The sequence below is a fragment of the Polyangium fumosum genome, assembly GCF_005144585.1.
GTDB classification, from domain to species: domain Bacteria; phylum Myxococcota_A; class Polyangia; order Polyangiales; family Polyangiaceae; genus Polyangium; species Polyangium fumosum.
In genome coordinates, this window is the sequence record NZ_SSMQ01000097.1 from 22,593 (window position 1) to 37,273 (window position 14,681).

At 70.9% G+C, this 14,681-nt stretch carries 9 protein-coding genes; 7 read left to right on the forward strand and 2 right to left on the reverse strand.

All coding sequences use genetic code 11. From position 1 onward, the window contains the following. The first annotated feature begins 121 nt into the window (after positions 1–121). The 5 genes from E8A74_RS47040 (at position 122) to E8A74_RS47060 (ending at position 10,374) form a co-directional block, all read left to right on the forward strand. On the forward strand, positions 122–853 hold the full coding sequence (locus tag E8A74_RS47040; protein ID WP_136935723.1) for a hypothetical protein: 732 nt from the start codon (positions 122–124) through the stop codon (positions 851–853). After that, complete coding sequence (locus E8A74_RS47045) at positions 850–1,257, forward strand: hypothetical protein (protein WP_136935724.1); 408 nt, start codon at positions 850–852, stop codon at positions 1,255–1,257. The genes E8A74_RS47040 and E8A74_RS47045 overlap by 4 nt, the downstream gene beginning before the upstream one ends. Before the next feature lie 178 nt (positions 1,258–1,435). After that, the gene (locus E8A74_RS47050) at positions 1,436–5,647 is read left to right on the forward strand and encodes a VIT domain-containing protein (protein ID WP_136935725.1); all 4,212 of its coding nucleotides are present in this window, start codon (positions 1,436–1,438) and stop codon (positions 5,645–5,647) included. Positions 5,648–5,696: 49 nt separating this feature from the next. Continuing rightward, complete coding sequence (locus tag E8A74_RS47055) at positions 5,697–6,983, forward strand: hypothetical protein (RefSeq protein WP_136935726.1); 1,287 nt, start codon at positions 5,697–5,699, stop codon at positions 6,981–6,983. 64 nt (positions 6,984–7,047) lie between these two features. Continuing rightward, positions 7,048–10,374, forward strand: a complete 3,327-nt coding sequence (locus E8A74_RS47060; RefSeq protein WP_136935727.1) for a hypothetical protein — start codon at positions 7,048–7,050, stop codon at positions 10,372–10,374. Positions 10,375–10,777: 403 nt separating this feature from the next. On the opposite strand, the gene E8A74_RS47065 is transcribed toward E8A74_RS47060, so the two are convergent. Then, positions 10,778–11,374 (reverse strand): hypothetical protein, encoded by a 597-nt coding sequence (locus E8A74_RS47065; RefSeq protein ID WP_136935728.1) that lies wholly within the window; start codon positions 11,372–11,374, stop codon positions 10,778–10,780. Continuing rightward, on the reverse strand, positions 11,371–12,525 hold the full coding sequence (locus E8A74_RS47070) for an AAA family ATPase (RefSeq protein WP_170229915.1): 1,155 nt from the start codon (positions 12,523–12,525) through the stop codon (positions 11,371–11,373). Before E8A74_RS47070 ends, E8A74_RS47065 begins: the two co-directional genes overlap by 4 nt. A 118-nt stretch (positions 12,526–12,643) precedes the next feature. Between E8A74_RS47070 and E8A74_RS55290 the strand changes: the two genes are divergently transcribed. Further along, on the forward strand, positions 12,644–13,519 hold the full coding sequence (locus E8A74_RS55290; RefSeq protein WP_232380056.1) for a PAS domain-containing protein: 876 nt from the start codon (positions 12,644–12,646) through the stop codon (positions 13,517–13,519). 49 nt (positions 13,520–13,568) lie between these two features. Then, on the forward strand, positions 13,569–14,318 hold the full coding sequence (locus tag E8A74_RS47080) for a TrmH family RNA methyltransferase (RefSeq protein ID WP_136935731.1): 750 nt from the start codon (positions 13,569–13,571) through the stop codon (positions 14,316–14,318). The last annotated feature ends 363 nt before the right edge of the window (positions 14,319–14,681 follow it).

The following is a 14,681-nucleotide window of genomic DNA, read 5'->3' on the forward strand; positions in this document are numbered from 1 at the left end:
CGGATGAGAAAAACACGGGCTGCGCCCTCCGAAGGCGAGGGCGCGGCTTCGTGTCGCCCGGCGGCCCCGTGCGCGGGGCTCGACGCCGAGCCGCGCATCGTGGTAGCGTCTCTTCGGTCGTTTGAAACCGTTCACCCTCATGGTCCTGGTGGTGTTCGGGCTCGTGGCGGCGGCGGTCGCTGCGAGGCTGCTGGGGCTCGCGATGCGTACGCGCAAAGCCCCGGAGTTCCTGCTCGGTCTTTCGATGTTGCTTCCGCTCGTAGGGTATTCGATTCAGGTCACGAGCGCTGTGACGCGAGGCGGCGCGCCCGCGCCGCTCGCCGTGGAGATCGGCGGGCTCGTCGTCGACATCGGATTCCTCACGGTGGCGGGCTTCGTGTGGCTCGTCTTTCGGCGCGAGGAGACCTGGGCCCAGGTGTTCGCGTTCCTGCTCGGGGCCTTTGGCCTCGCCATGCCCGTCGTGAACCACCTCGTTCCCTGGTCCAATGGATTGCCTTCGGCCCTCTGGCCCCGCGCGGTGCTGCGGACGCTTTGTTATGGCTGGGCCGCGGTGGAGGCGCTCCGGTATGCGACGCTCATGCGAAAGCGCGTGCGTTTCGGGCTCGCCGAGCCGCTCGTGGCCGATCGGTTCGGCCTCTGGGGGTTCGGTTATCTTTGCGCCGCGCTCATGCTCGACGGCCTGACCGCGGGCGGCGCGCTCCACGTGCTGCAATCGCGCTTCGCCGACGTGTTCCTGGTGGGCGGCGCGGCGTTCGGGGTGCCGGCCATGCTTGCCTTCGGATTGAGCTTTTTCCCGCCGGTCGCGTACGTGCGATACGTCGAGCGACGGCTCGGCGCGGAGGTCGCATCATGAGCGAGGGTTCGCGTGTATTTGAGCGCGTCGCGGAGGAGCTCGAGCGGCTCTCGAAGCTGACCCGGCTGGAGGCGCGGGGGACGTTGCGGATCGCCCTCCGGGAGGCGGGGTTTTTGCCGAAGAACGTGACGCCTCGATCGATGACCGTGGTCCTCGAAAGGACGCTGCCGCCATTGCTGCTCAAGCGCGGCGTGCGGGAGGCGGCGATGATTTGTTACCAGATGTGCATCCTCGTGCGCGAGACGATGGGGATGGAGTCGGCCGAGGTGGAGACGCCGGAGCGGGTGTTTGCTCGGATCGGGCGCGCCACGATGCCGCCGTCCTCGCCGGCAGCGGACGGGGGGCGCACCCCGACAGGGCGCCTCTCCGTGGTGCCGGGGCCCATCAAGAAGCTCGGGTCGTGAGCGTCATCGCGTCGGCAATGCCCTGCAGGGGCACTTTTTAGACCGACCCTCTCGCTGAAGAGATCTTTCCCCCGCCGCGCGGACCGTCGAACATGGACGGCGTGGCAGGGGGATCATCGAGCGGGGTGTCAGCTCCGAGCTCCCCAGGCCGTTCGGCCTTCGTCGGCTCCGGAGGACCATGTCCCGCTCGCTGGATCGAATCAGGGCGTTCGCAAAGAATCACTCCCTGCCGCTGCGCGCGGCGATCGGCCTGCTCGTGCTCGTCGCGAGCCTCGCCGTGTTCATCGCGTCGCAGCGCGTCCCGCCGGTGCGCGCGGGCGTCGTCGACGCGCGGCTCGAGCTCGCGGCCGGCGAGGTGCGGCTCGTCGAGGCCGGCAAGGCAAGCACGGTGATCTCGGGCGCGCCGCTGCCCGCAGGCGCGGAGCTCGCCACGGGGACCGGGGCGCGTGCGCTCGTGCGGCTCTCGGATGGATCGTCGCTCTTCCTGCGCGGCGACGCGACGGTGCGGCTCCAGCCGGACGGCGCCGAGATCGTGGCCGGCGAGGTGTGGCTCGACGCGCCGCCCTCGGAGCGCGGCGGCCTCAAGCACAAGGCCGGGGACGCGACGATCGCCGCGGCGGACGCGGGGCTCTCGATCCGGCGCGCGGGCGCGGAGGTCGTCGTCGTGGTGACGCGTGGGCTCGCGGTGCTCACGTCGCCGGGCGGGCGCGTGGAGGTGAGCGCCGGGGAGCAGGCGCAGGCGTCCGGGAACGACAAACCCAAGGTGAGCCCGGTGCTCTTCTGGGACGACTGGACCGGCGGCATGGGCGACGGCCGTCCGCTCGCGGGCGCGGGCAGCGGCGCGGGCCGGATCTACGGCGTGAGCCCGAATCTTCCTGGAGAGAAAGCGAAGGTGCTCGAAGTCAGCCGCCAGTCCGTGCGCGCGGTGATCCGCGAGGGGCTCGCCGAGACCGAGGTCGATCAGACGTTCGGCAACCCCGGCGGCGGCGTGCTCGAAGGCTGGTACTGGTTCAGCGTGCCGGAGCGGGCGATCGTGACGTCGTTCGCGGTCGAGACGAACGGCGTGCTCGTCGAGGGCGAGGTGACCGAGCGCAAGGAGGCCGCGGCGCGGTATGCGACGGCCGTGGCGACGGGGCACTCGCCCGCGCTGCTCGAATGGGTCGATGGGCGCACGTATCGCTCGCGGATCTACCCGATCCCGGCGTCGGGCGCGCGCCGCGTGGTGCTGCGGTACCTCGAGGTGTTGCCTTCGCAGGGCGGGAAGCTCGAGTACCTGTATCCGATGCGCGGCGAGGATCCGGCGCGGATCGGGGAGTTTTCCCTGGAGGTGGATCTCGGGGTGGCGGGCTCGAAGATGCGGATCGCGAGCCTCGCGGACGCGGTGGTCGAGGACGGCGGGCGGCGCGTGACGATGCGCCGGAGCGGGTATCTGCCGCGCGCGGACTTCCAGCTCGAAGCGACGCCGATCGAGCCGCAACAGCGAGCTGCGCTCACGGTCGCGCGCTTCGCCGCGGGCGCGGATCGGGCCGACTACGTGATGGCGCGGTACGTGCCGGACATCGACTGGGCGGCCGTGCCTGCGCCGCCGGGCGATGTCGCGGTCGTGGTCGACACGTCGGCGTCGGGGGACGAGGCGGTGCGGCAGCAGAAGGCGGCCGCGGCGGAGGCGATCCTGCGGGCGCTCTCGCAGAAGGATCGGTTCGTCCTGATCGCGATCGACTCGGCGCCGACGGTGCTCTGGCCGAAGGAGGGGCTCGCCGAGGCGACGGACAAGGAGATCGCGGCAGCGCTGGCGCGGCTCGCGGAGCATTCGTCCGGCGGCGCGACGGACCTCGGCGCGTTCTTCGACGCGGCGCTCGGGCGACTGCACGGGACCGAGCAGCCCGCGGTGGTTTACATCGGCGATGGGTTGCCCACGTCGGGCGAGGTGAGCGGCGACCGGCTCGCGGAGCGGCTCCGGCGCAGCCTCTCGACGTCGCGGGCGCGCCTCTTCACGGTGGCCGTGGGGAGCCAGAGCAACGTGGGGCTCTTGCGCGAGCTCGCGCGGCAGGGCGGCGGGCAGAGCTTCCGCATCGATCGGATGGAGACGGCGACGAGCGAGGTCTTGCGGCTCGCGAGCGCGATCAAGACGCCGACGATCACCGAGCTCTCGATCGACCTCGGCGCGGGGCTCGACGAGGCGATGCTCACGGCGAGCGGGAAGGTTTCGCGTGGTGAGGAGGTGCTCCTGTTCGCGCGGACGCACCACGCGCTGCCGGCCGAGGCGACGGTGAAGGGCCGCGTGGGCGGGAAGGATTTCGCGAAGAGCTACCCGATCACGCTCGCGCAGGGGACGAGCACGTCGCTCGTGCCGCGGCTCTGGGCCGCGGAGAAGGTGCGGCGGCTGCTCGGCGAGGTGACGGACCCCGAGGAGCAACGCGGCAAGATCGTGGAAGTCGGGCTCGAATATGGGCTGATGACGCCGTTCACGAGCATCCTCGCGCTGGAGAGCGAGGCCGCGTATGCGCGGCAAGGGATCCGGCGGAGGTCCTCGCCGCTGCGGGGCGTGCGGCTCACGGCGCTCGATGCGCGCACGGAGCGGGCGCTGATGGATGCGGCGCTGAACCCGGCGCCCGCGGTTGCGATGGGGTGCAGCCTTCGCAAGGAGGAAGCGCCGTCGGAGAGCGTGGCGGCTGCGCCCGCGCCGCTGGCGCAGCCGCCCGTGTCAGAGACGGCGGTCGACGACAAGCCGATGGACATACAGAACCGTACGTCTCCGGCGACGGCGATGGCGACGGCGACGCCCACGGAGCCCGAGCCTGCCGAGAACGCGCTTTCGCCTGCGAAGCCCGCGCCGGGCGGCGGGGGCGGGGCGTTCCGCGGGAACGCGGAGCGCGAGGGGCTCGACGGGCAAGAGATCGCGGGCAAGCGGTCGATGGTGACCGGGTCGGCGAACGAGGAGCAGCCGGCGCTCGACAAGGCGAAGGGTCGCGCGCCCGAGGCGCCGCCGCCGCCCCCGATGGCGACGTCGACGTCGCAGTTCGAGGCCACGAAGAAGCTCGCGGAGGGGACGACGCCGCGTGTCCCTCCGCCCGTCACGCTGCCGGTCACGCCGTGCAGCGACGTCGCGCGGAGGCCCCTCGCGGACCGCATCGTGATGTGGTCGAAGCGGCTGCGCGGCGAGCTCGACGGCAAGACGCTGGTGTCGCGGTACCAGGCCGCGCGCGGCGCGTGCGAGATCCCGGACTGGCGCGCCGAGCAAGCGCTGCTCGACCTCCTCCAGCAGAAGGCCCGCACCGAGGACGCCGTGACCACGCTGCTCGCGCACTTCGAACCCGTGCCCGACACGCGCGCGTACGTGGCGCAGGCGATCCTCCGCCGCACGGTCGATCCGCGGATCGCCGCGTCCGTGCGGCGCACGCTCTTCGGCGAGAAGATCGCCTGGGATCAGGTCGACGCGGAGCTCGCCGCGATCGACGGCGTGGACGCGAAGCTCGCGAAGCTGCGCGAGCGGATGCTCGTCGCGCCCGGGGATCCGCAGGGCGAGCTGCGGGTCGTGCGGCTGCTCGCGGAGGCGGGCAAGAAGGACGACGCGCTCGCGCAAGGCCGGAGGCTCCGCGACCGTGGGTTCATGAGCCCCGACCTCGCGCTCGCGCTCGGCGACGTGCTCGCGGCGCAGGGCTTTCAGGACGAGGCGCTCCGCACGTACTCGGAGATCGTGGAGTTCGACGCGCAGAGCCCCGCGTCGCGGCGGCTGCTCGGCGACGTGTTCTTGCGGAACGCGTGGTACGGCGCGGCGTACCGGCAATACAAGACGCTCACGGATCTGCCGACCGCGGACGCGCCGAGCTTCTTGCGGCTCGCGCTGGCGGCCGCGGGCAGCGGGCGCGTGGACGAGGCGCTGCGTTTGGAGCGGCAGGTCGCTTCGGCCGAGGGCACGCCGGGCCCGCGGGATCCGCGGCTGTGGGCGCGGCTCTGGGCGGCGGCGCACCTCGCGCGGCTGCTCGATGGCGAGGGCAAACCCGTGGAGCCGGGCCTCGCCGAGGGGCTCTCGCGCAAGCTGAAGGAGCTCTCCCTCTTCAGCGGCCCGAGCGCGCTCGCGGTCCTCACGTGGGAGGATCTCGACACGACGCTCGGCCTCGTCGGCAAGGACGGCGAGGTGGAGGCGACGCTCGCCGAGCTCTCCGACGCGGCGTCGATCGGGATCTCGGCCGTGGAGCTCCCGCTCGGCGACGAGGCGCGCCTCGCGTTCCTGGCGCGCTTCCGCAAGGCGAGCCCGGGGCGCGAGGTGCCTGTCGCGCTGCACCTGATCGCGTGGGACGGGAAGGCGTTTCGTGTGACGATCCGCAAAGCGAAGCTCGGGGTGAAGGACATGGAGGTCTCGCTTCCGTCCTTCAACCCCGGCCTCTGAGTCCCTCACCCCCAGCCCCTCGCCCGCTGGGCGAGGGGAGGAGAGGCGCATGATCGAGATCACCTTTCTCGGGCAGCTCGTCGCGACGATCGCGGGCGCTTTGGCGTTCGTCTCGTTGCTCCTCGTGCTCGCCGCGAGCGCCTACGTGCTCGGCGCGGCCGCGCAGGGGCTCGAAGGGCTCGCCGCGCCGCGCGGCGTGCTGCCCGAGGTCGTCGCAGGCCGCGCGCGGATCCTGCGATCGGTCGCCTTGATCCTCGGCGTGCTCACGTTCGCCTTCGTGATCGCGACGTCGACCCTCGGAGGCACGCTCACGACGCTCACGTTCGCCGCGGCGCTCGGCATGCTCGTGCGGAGCGTGGTGCTCGCGCTCTCGATGCTAGCGATGCGGACGGCCGCGAAGCTCGAAGGCGGGCGCGTCGTGCAGACGAAGGCGCTTTCGGCCGCGCGGGCCGCGGAGACGGCGGCGCTCGAAGCGAAGGCGAAGAAGCGGCTCGCGGGCGAGGACCTGCGCGCGGAGCTGCGCGCGGCGGACGCGGCGCTGACGAGGCTGCGCGAGGCGCTCGGGACGCTCGTGGATGCACGCGCGGCGCTCGGGCAGAAGCTCCAGCAGGGCAGCGGCAAGGGGGAGATGCGGCTCGTGCCGGAGGTCGCTCGCATGCGGGACGAGCTCACGTTGCGGATCGAGCTCGGGGAGCGCGTGCTCACGGCGGCCGAGGCCGCGGCGTTCCGGCTCGCGTGCGCGCTGCCGATCAAGAAGCTCGTGCGCCGGCGGCCCGCGGAGATCGCGGGGCTCGACCCGACGGCGCCGGGCAATCCGGAGGCGCGGCTCGCCGCGGCCACGGCGGCGATCGACGGCTACCTCGCGGCGATCGCGGAGGCGCGCGCCGAGCTCGAAGAGGTCACGACGCGGCGGCCGACGCTCCCGCCGCCCGCCCCGGACGCGGTCGACGAGGACGACGACGACAGGCGCGCGAAGGATCCGCTGGCCCACGCGCGGGCGGACATCGACGTGATCGAGGCGGCGTATCGATCGCTGCGGGAGCGCGCGGAGCTGACGCGGCTCGGGCTGCAAGCGCAGAAGGGCCTGGCCGAGGTGGCGAGCGCGGCGGGCGTGGTGTCGAAGCAGGCGCAGGCGTTTGGCCTCGACGAGCGGGAGTTTGGCCTCTTGCTGGACGACGTGGCGCGGGCCGAGCGGGTGTCCTCGATCGAGCCGCCCGTGCGCGACGGGGACCTGCGGGTGCTGGTGGACGCGCTCTCCCGCGGGACGAGCGCGCTCGATCAGGATGACCGGGCGTCGCTGGGCGGCGTGGTCGCGGCGCTGCGCTCCATCGGGTGAGGCGGACCCCGCGCGTCCGCATGTCTTCTTCCTTGTCCCGACCTCGCACCAGAAAGGACGATTCATGGCCCCCCGAACGTCTCGTCGGCTCCGCTCGTTCACGCAGCGCACGTCCCTCCTCCTCGTCGCGGGCCTGCTCACCGCATGCACGGAGACGCCCGCGCCGGGGACATCGCCCGTGCCGCCTGCTTCGCGGACCGACGCTCGGTTGTCCGGGCCCCTCGACCTCGACGTGACAGCGCGTGACGCGCGGCGGGCGTTCCGCGCCGAGGGATCCCGATGGGTCGGCGCCGGACCGACCCACCACGTCTCGGCCACGGTCGAGGGCTTCGACGTCGCCCCCCTCGCGCCCTCGCCTTCGGCTGGCGGGGCGGCGCGCGCGGGGGCGCCCCTGCGGATCGAGAGGGCGCGCATCACGCGGGGCGAGCGTGAACTCTTGCGCGGCACGCCCACGGGCCGGATCGAACGGGGCCACCACCTGGCCATCGAGGCGGGCGACGTCACCGAGCACATCGACAATCGCGAGGACGGCGTGGAGCTCTCTTATGGGTTCGCGCGTGCGCCCGAGGGCGAGGGGGATCTCTCCGTCGTGCTCGCGACCGGCGGCGAGCGGTATGTCGGCGCGACGCCGCAGGGATTGCATTACGTGGACCCCGCGACCGGGCTCGGCGTGCGGTTCGGGCGCGCGACGTGGATCGACGCGCGCGGGACGAGGACCCACGTCGAGGCGCGCGTCGAGGACACGCGAATCGTCCTGCGGGTCCCCGACCGCGTGCTCGCCACGTCCGTGTATCCGGCTGTGCTCGACCCGATCCTGAGCGCGGAGATCGCGGTGGACGAGCCGGTGAATGGCCTCGGCACGGGCATCCACAGGGATCCGGCCGTCGCGTGGAATGGGAGCCGTTATCTCGTGGCCTGGGAGGTGAGCCGGTTCCTCGATCCCGTCTCGGAGAGACGAATCTACGCCGCGCGTGTCGACCCGCAGGGGGACGTGCTCGATCTGTCCGGCATTCCGCTGGCGGACGCGGGGGAACATCCGTCGCTCGCGAGCGACGGGAATGGGTATTTCCTCGCGTACGACATCAGCTACCCCGCGCCCGTGGGGCTGATGGGCCTCTACGGCCAGCGCCTCGACGCGAAGGGTCAGCCGGTCGGCGCGCCGATCTCGCTGTCGCCGTCCGGCACCGATGGCCAGGTGGTCTTCGACGGGACGAACTATCTCGTCGCCTGGAGTGGCCTGAACGACAAGACGGGATATTACGCGCGGGTCACGCCGTCCGGGCAGGTCCTCGATCCGAATGGCATCGTGTTCGGCGCGGGGACGGTCCGGACCCTGCGCGTCGCGTCCAATGGCGCGGGGGCCTTGCTCGCGTGGGACAGCCCGGGGTTTTCAAAGGCCCACCTCGCGAGGGTCGACGCCCAGGGCGTCTTGCTTGATCCCGTGGCCCTCCCGGTCCTGCCCGACCCGCTCCTCGGGCAGCATCAGCCCACGCCTCTCTGGATGGGATCGTCGTATTTCGTGGGGTACATCCAGTTTACCGACGAGGACCGGACGGTCGTCGCGGCGCGCTTCGACCCGCAGCAGGGCACCTTCCTCGACGCCGCGCCGATTCCCCTCATCGATCCCAATGGCAAGGAGCTCACCGAGCTCGACGTGACGACCGACGGCACGAACGCCGTCGTGACCTGGAGTGATTACCTGCCCGACCTGGTGGCGCATCCGCTCCGGCGGGCGCGTGTCTCGCCCCAGGGGTCCGTGCTCGATTTCAACGGCGTCGTGTATGCGCCGCGCGGGGCCGTGGCCCGGGGCGCTTCGAATGGCGCGCATGCGCTCCACGTGTGGCGGAATGCGTACTTCGACAAGTTCTTCCCGGGCGCCTACTCCGTGGAGGCCTTGCGCTTTGACGCGAATGGCCAGACGCTCGACGCCGCGCCGATCGTGGTATCGCGCGGGGCGAGCGAGCAACGCGCGCCCGCGGTGGCGTTCGATGGCCAGAACTTCGTCGTGGCCTGGTCGGATGGGCGTGATCTCGTCGCGAAGCAGGAGACGAACCTCTATGCGACGCGTATCGATCCCTCGGGGATGGTCGTCGACGCGAGCGCCATTCAGGTGGACGACGGGGCGTACGACGTGATCCACCCGGCGGCCGTATTCGACGGGACGAACACGCTCCTCTCGTGGTTCGAGTGCCACATCTATTACGACGGTACGGAGTGCGCGCTCCGCGCGGGGCGGCTCAGCCCCGAGGGCGTGGTGCTCGACACGCCTGCGACGGAGATCCTGGGCTTTGACGGGCTCGGCGACCGCGTGGCGCTCTCGGTGGGCGGCGGCGCGACGCTGGTGGCCGCGAGCAGTTATGACGAGCTGCTCGCGACGACGGTCGACGCGGCGGGACCTTCGGGCACGCTCACGTCCTTCGCGCCGGACGCTCTCCCCGAGGCGCTCAGCGCGTCGTTCGACGGCGTGTTTCACCTCGTCGTGTGGCAAAACGCGGCCAAGCAAATCGTCGGCAAGCGCTTCACGCCGCAGGGAAGCGCCGTGGATGCGACGCCGATGGCTCTTTCAGGGACGCTCGCCGCGCCGGCCGGGGCGTCCGTGTCCTTTGATGGAACGAACCATGTCGTCGTGTGGGTGGACGGGGAGGGCGTCTTCGGGGTGCGGGTGAGCCCTGCGGGGGCCGTGCTCGATGCCGCGGCGGTGCCGCTCGCGAGCGCGCCGGGATGCGCGCACGTGGGGCTCGCGGGGCGCGGCGTGGTCGCGGACGGGGGGCGCACCGTGATCGGAGTTCGCACGTGTGGGCAGGGCGCGACGGACGTGCATGCGCTCGTGGTCGACGGCATGCTCGCGCCGATCACGACGCTCGTGATCACGAGTGATGGCCACCCCGAGGGCCTCCCGGCGCTCGCCTCGACGAATGCGGGCAAGGTGCTGGTGGCTTATCCGCAATTCCATACGGAGGCGCCCTTCGGGACGTCGCGGGTCCTGGCGAAGGTCGTGGATTTCACGGCCTGCACGATGGATGCGCAGTGCAATGGGGGCGTGTGCATCGAGGGGATTTGCGTGGGGGAAGGGAATGGGGCCGGTGGAATGGGCGGCGCTGGTGGAATGGGCGGCGCTGGTCCGGGCTCTGGCGGGACGGGCGGCGTGGGCGGCGCTGGCGGAATGGGCGGCTCTGGTGGCGTGGGCGGGTCCGGCGGCATGGGCGGCGTGGGTCCGGGCTCTGGCGGTTCGGGCGGGACAGGCGGCTCCACCGTGCCGGGAGGCGGGGCCGAATGCGACTGCCGCGCCGCGGGTCATGGCGGGTCGTCCGGGATGCCGCTCGCGGCGGCGGCCCTTGGGCTCTTCGCGGCGATGACGCGACGAGGCCGCCGGGAGGGGCGTAGGCCCTGACCGCGGGAGGGTCGCGGCCGTCTCGGAGGCTTTGGGACGATGCCGATGGGAGGGTCGTGGCCGTCTCGGAGGCTGGTGGATGATGCCGATGGGAGGGTCGTGGCCGTCTCGGAGGCTTTGGGACGATGCCGATGGGAGGGTCGTGGCCGTCTCGGAGGCTGGTGGATGATGCCGATGGGAGGGTCGTGGCCGTCTCGGAGGCTTGTGGACGATGCCGATGGGAGGGTCGTGGCCGTCTCGGAGGCTTTGGGACGATGTCGATGGGAGGGTCGTGGCCGTCTCGGAGGCTTTGGGACGATGTCGATGGGAGGGTCGTGGCCGTCTCGGAGGCTGGTGGACGATGTCGATGGGAGGGTCGCGGCCGTCTCGGAGAGCCTTGGGGCCGTGTCTCAGCAGACGCGGGTCATCGTGGCGGGGCTGTCACGCCACACAGCCGAGCGAGGTCACGCACCAGCTTGTCGAAGCTGTCCGAGTGGGTCCGGACACGACCGACATCGATGCGACGGGTGATGTCGAGCTGGTGGGTCGTCGGCAGGTAACCGGGTACGAGTCGGGTGAGGAGACCCTTCGCGTCCCGCCTGCGTAGGTCCGCGACGGTGACCTTGGCGTTCCTGCGCTCCTCATCCGAGAAGCTGTGAAGGAGCCACGTCTCGTACTCTCGCGAGGCCATGACCGCGGCTCCCTGGAGGAAGGATGGGATCGCACGACACGCGTCCGGGCCCCAGGTCGCTGGGCAGTCATCGTCGGCGTCGCAGAGAAGCAGCGCGGCGCTGGCGCTACGTGCGCGCGCGAGAGCGACGGCGCGCGTGATGCCTTCTTTGCGACAAGGGCGACGAGGGCTCGGGACGCGCGCATCGACGAGCTGGCTGCGTGGCTGCTTGATGGGCTCCTTGTCAACGAGCCAACCCTCCACGCCGAGGTAACGGAAAACGGAAAAGCAGAGGTTGGGGACGGCCTGCACCTCGCCCTTGCCTTCGACGATGCAAACGAGACGCTTCACGGCTCGACCGCGGGGATCGGCTCACCCTCGATGCGCAGGGGCTCGGAGCGCATGAGCTCGGCGACGGAGAAAAGACCGTCCTTCACGACGGCGCGTTGCTCGGAGGCGAGGGGGCCGATCTTCGTGACGCCGTCGCGGTAGGAGCAGACCAGGATTTCCTCGTCCTTGGCGGCATCGAGGAGATCTGCGCTGTGCGTCGTGACGAGGACGGCGCCGCGCTCGGAGGCGCGCTTCAAGACGTCGAAGAGGAGCTGGGCCGCGCCTATGTGGATGGCAACTTCGGGCTCTTCGATGATGAGGAGCTCGTCCATCCTGATCTGCTGGGCTGCTACCAGGATGCCGAGAGCACGGAGCGCGCCTTCGGACATGGCCGAAGCAGAGAATGTTGCTCGCTCTCCCGCACCCTGTTCCTGCGTGAAGTTGAGGAGCAGGAACCGATCGAATGGCTTCACGTCGATGCTGGATAGACCCGGGATGATCTTTTCCATGGCCGCCAGGACGTCTTTCTTTGCGGTGTACTTCAAGCTCCGATAGGCCACTGCGATGTTGTTTCCGGACTCGTCCAGGAGAGTATTTTCGGAAGCAGCTTGCGGCTGCCGCATCGCCTCGGGATTGAGACGTATTCTGCGTATGTGTCGCAGTGCTGGTTTGCGATACAGGATGGCGAGTTGTCGTGCGAGCACCATGGCGCTCGCGGTCTCGCTCAGCGCAGGCATTTGGGCCATGCGTTCGTAGGAATGCACATCGACTTCAATGTTGTGACCCCGTCGCACGAGATCTAGCAAGTGTTCGCCGTTCTCCACGACCTCGATGGCTTCCGATCGGAACGACCACGCGCCGGTGCGGCGGCTATGAATCCTGAAACCATGCCGTAGGAAATTGTGGCCGAGTTCGTCCCGCGTTTCCGCAGCCCGAACATCAATGGACACTTCCGACGGCTTCCCAGAGCTCCATCGCCGGATGTCCGTGACTCCTCCACGCTTCTCCACCGCCGTCGCCGCGTCGAAGGCCACATCCCGCACGAACACCAGCGCGTCGGCAAAGTTGGACTTCCCACTCCCGTTCGGGCCGACGAGCAGGGTGAACGGGGCGAGGTCGACCTTCACATGCTCAATACTGCGGTAGTTCCGGAGCTCGACGCGGCGCCACATGCGCGGAGCCTCCCAGATCCGGACGCGCTTGGGTAGACCCGCTTCCGCTGGCGGGCGGCGAGACGTCGAGCACGACAGGGCTCTAGACATCGCGCCTCACCTGCGACAGGACGCAGGGATGGGGGAAACGTTCGATCCGAACGGAACCGACGCGCTTCGCGCCGAGGTGGAGCATCTACGGGCGCGGCTCGCCGCAGCCGAGACGGCGCTCACCGAGGCGCGCACCGCCGAGGCGGAGCTCCGGGCCATGTTCACGGCCATGACGGACGTGGTGATCGTCATGAACCGGGAGGGGCGGTACCTGAAGATCGCGCCGACCGGGGCCGATCTCCTCTACAAGCCGAGCGGTGATCTCCTCGGCAAGACGCTGCACGAGGTCATGCCGCCGTCGATGGCCGATTTCCTCCTGTCCCACGTCCGCGCGTCGCTGGAGCAGCAGGGGCTCGTGAACCTCGAATACAGCATGCCCGCCGGCGGCCGGGAGATCTTCTTCAGCACCAACATCACGCCGATGTCGGACGACGTGGCCATCGTCGTCGCGCGCGACGTCACCGACCGCAAGCGCGCCAAGGAGGCGCTCGCCGAGGGGATACGCCGGCAGGCCGTGATCGACGCGCAGGAGGCAGCGCTGTCCGCGCTTTCGACGCCGCTCATCCCCGTCACCGATGAGATCGTGGTGATGCCGCTCATCGGCGTGCTCGACGCGCAGCGCGTGCAGCAGGTCATGGATACGCTGCTCCGAGGCGTCACCGAGCGGCGCGCGCGCACGGCCATCCTCGACATCACGGGCATCTCGGTCGTCGATACGGAGGTGGCCGACGCGCTCGTCCGGGCCGCCCGCGCGGTGCAGCTCCTCGGCGCGAAGGTGGTGCTCACCGGCGTCCGGCGCGACGTCGCGCAGACGCTGGTCGAGATCCAGGCCGACCTCGGCGGCATCGTCACGCGCAGCACGGTCCAGAGCGGGATCGCCTTCGCGATGGCCCGCGCCGGCTGATCGCCCCCGTTCCCGCGACAGGCTCCCTCGTGCTATCCCCGCCCCCGCGATGCGCCGCAGGACCCCTCACGCCATCCAGGTCGAGCTCGCGCAGAAGCGGCTCCTCGCCCGGCTCGCCGGCCTCGACCACGCCGCGATCGTACGCGCGCTCAGCCCCTTCCTGACGCCCGAGCGCAAGGCCCGCTTCGACGCGGTCTTCGCCTCCCGCCTCGGCAACGTGACCGTGCTCATGGACGCGCCGTACGACCCGCACAACGGGGCCGCCGTCCTCCGGTCGTGCGACGCATTCGGCGTGCAGCGGCTCCACGTGGTCGAGCGCGGCGGCATCTCGTTCCTCGCGGCCCGCGAGGTCGCCCGCGGCTCCGAGCAATGGGTCCACGTGCGCACGTATCCCACGGGCCGAGCGGCCCTCGACGTCCTCGCCGCGTCCGGCCACGAGCTCGTCGCGACGCATCCACAAGGCGAGCTCATGCCCGAGGATCTTCGTTCGATCCCGAAGGTGTGCCTCGTCCTCGGCAACGAGCGCGACGGCATCCACGAGGAGCTCGTCGCCGCCTGCAAGCGGAGCGTCCGCGTCCCGATGCGGGGCTTCGTGGAGAGCCTGAACGTGAGCGTCACGGGCGCGATCCTGCTTCAGCACGCGACTTCGGGCCGGCAAGGGGATCTCTCCGAGGAGGAGTTACGCGCGCTGCATGCCCGCGCGATGATCCTGACGATCGACCACGCGGCGGAGGTTCTCCTCGCGAACGGGATTTCGCTCGGGGAGGATGCGCTCGGGGTCGAGGGGGCGGAGGGGTAGCGCGCAGGGACATTTCCACCTCGCTTGCCCCTTCCGGCGAAAGTCGATAGCCTGTGCGGAACGACGATTGTCGGCTGTTTTCGATCGTCCGGGAGTCCTCGTGCCTGCTCCGCCTGCGCCGCCGAAACCGCCTGCGCCGCCTCGCGCGGCCCCCCCTGCACCCGGCGCGATCGCGCGCCCTTCCGCGCCGCCTCCCAGGGCCACGGGAACGGTGCCGATGCCCGTGCACCCCGGCCCCGCGGCAAACCCCGCGCCGCCGCCGCCCGTGTTCGCGGATGCGCCCTTGCCCTCCGCCGTCGCCACGGTGCCGTTCCCGAGCCCCCTCGAAGCGGCCGCGCCCGCGCCCGCCGCGCCGTCGCCGCC

Excerpts from the sequence above, each read along its gene's own strand:
- E8A74_RS47060 (WP_136935727.1), top strand. The coding sequence starts at position 7,048 with ATGGCCCCCCGAACGTCTCGTCGGCTCCGCTCGTTCACGCAGCGCACG.
- E8A74_RS47080 (WP_136935731.1), top strand. The coding sequence starts at position 13,569 with ATGCGCCGCAGGACCCCTCACGCCATCCAGGTCGAGCTCGCGCAGAAG.
- E8A74_RS47045 (WP_136935724.1), top strand. The coding sequence starts at position 850 with ATGAGCGAGGGTTCGCGTGTATTTGAGCGCGTCGCGGAGGAGCTCGAG.
- E8A74_RS47050 (WP_136935725.1), top strand. The coding sequence starts at position 1,436 with ATGTCCCGCTCGCTGGATCGAATCAGGGCGTTCGCAAAGAATCACTCC.
- E8A74_RS47070 (WP_170229915.1), bottom strand. The coding sequence starts at position 12,525 with ATGTGGCGCCGCGTCGAGCTCCGGAACTACCGCAGTATTGAGCATGTG.
- E8A74_RS55290 (WP_232380056.1), top strand. The coding sequence starts at position 12,644 with ATGGGGGAAACGTTCGATCCGAACGGAACCGACGCGCTTCGCGCCGAG.
- E8A74_RS47055 (WP_136935726.1), top strand. The coding sequence starts at position 5,697 with ATGATCGAGATCACCTTTCTCGGGCAGCTCGTCGCGACGATCGCGGGC.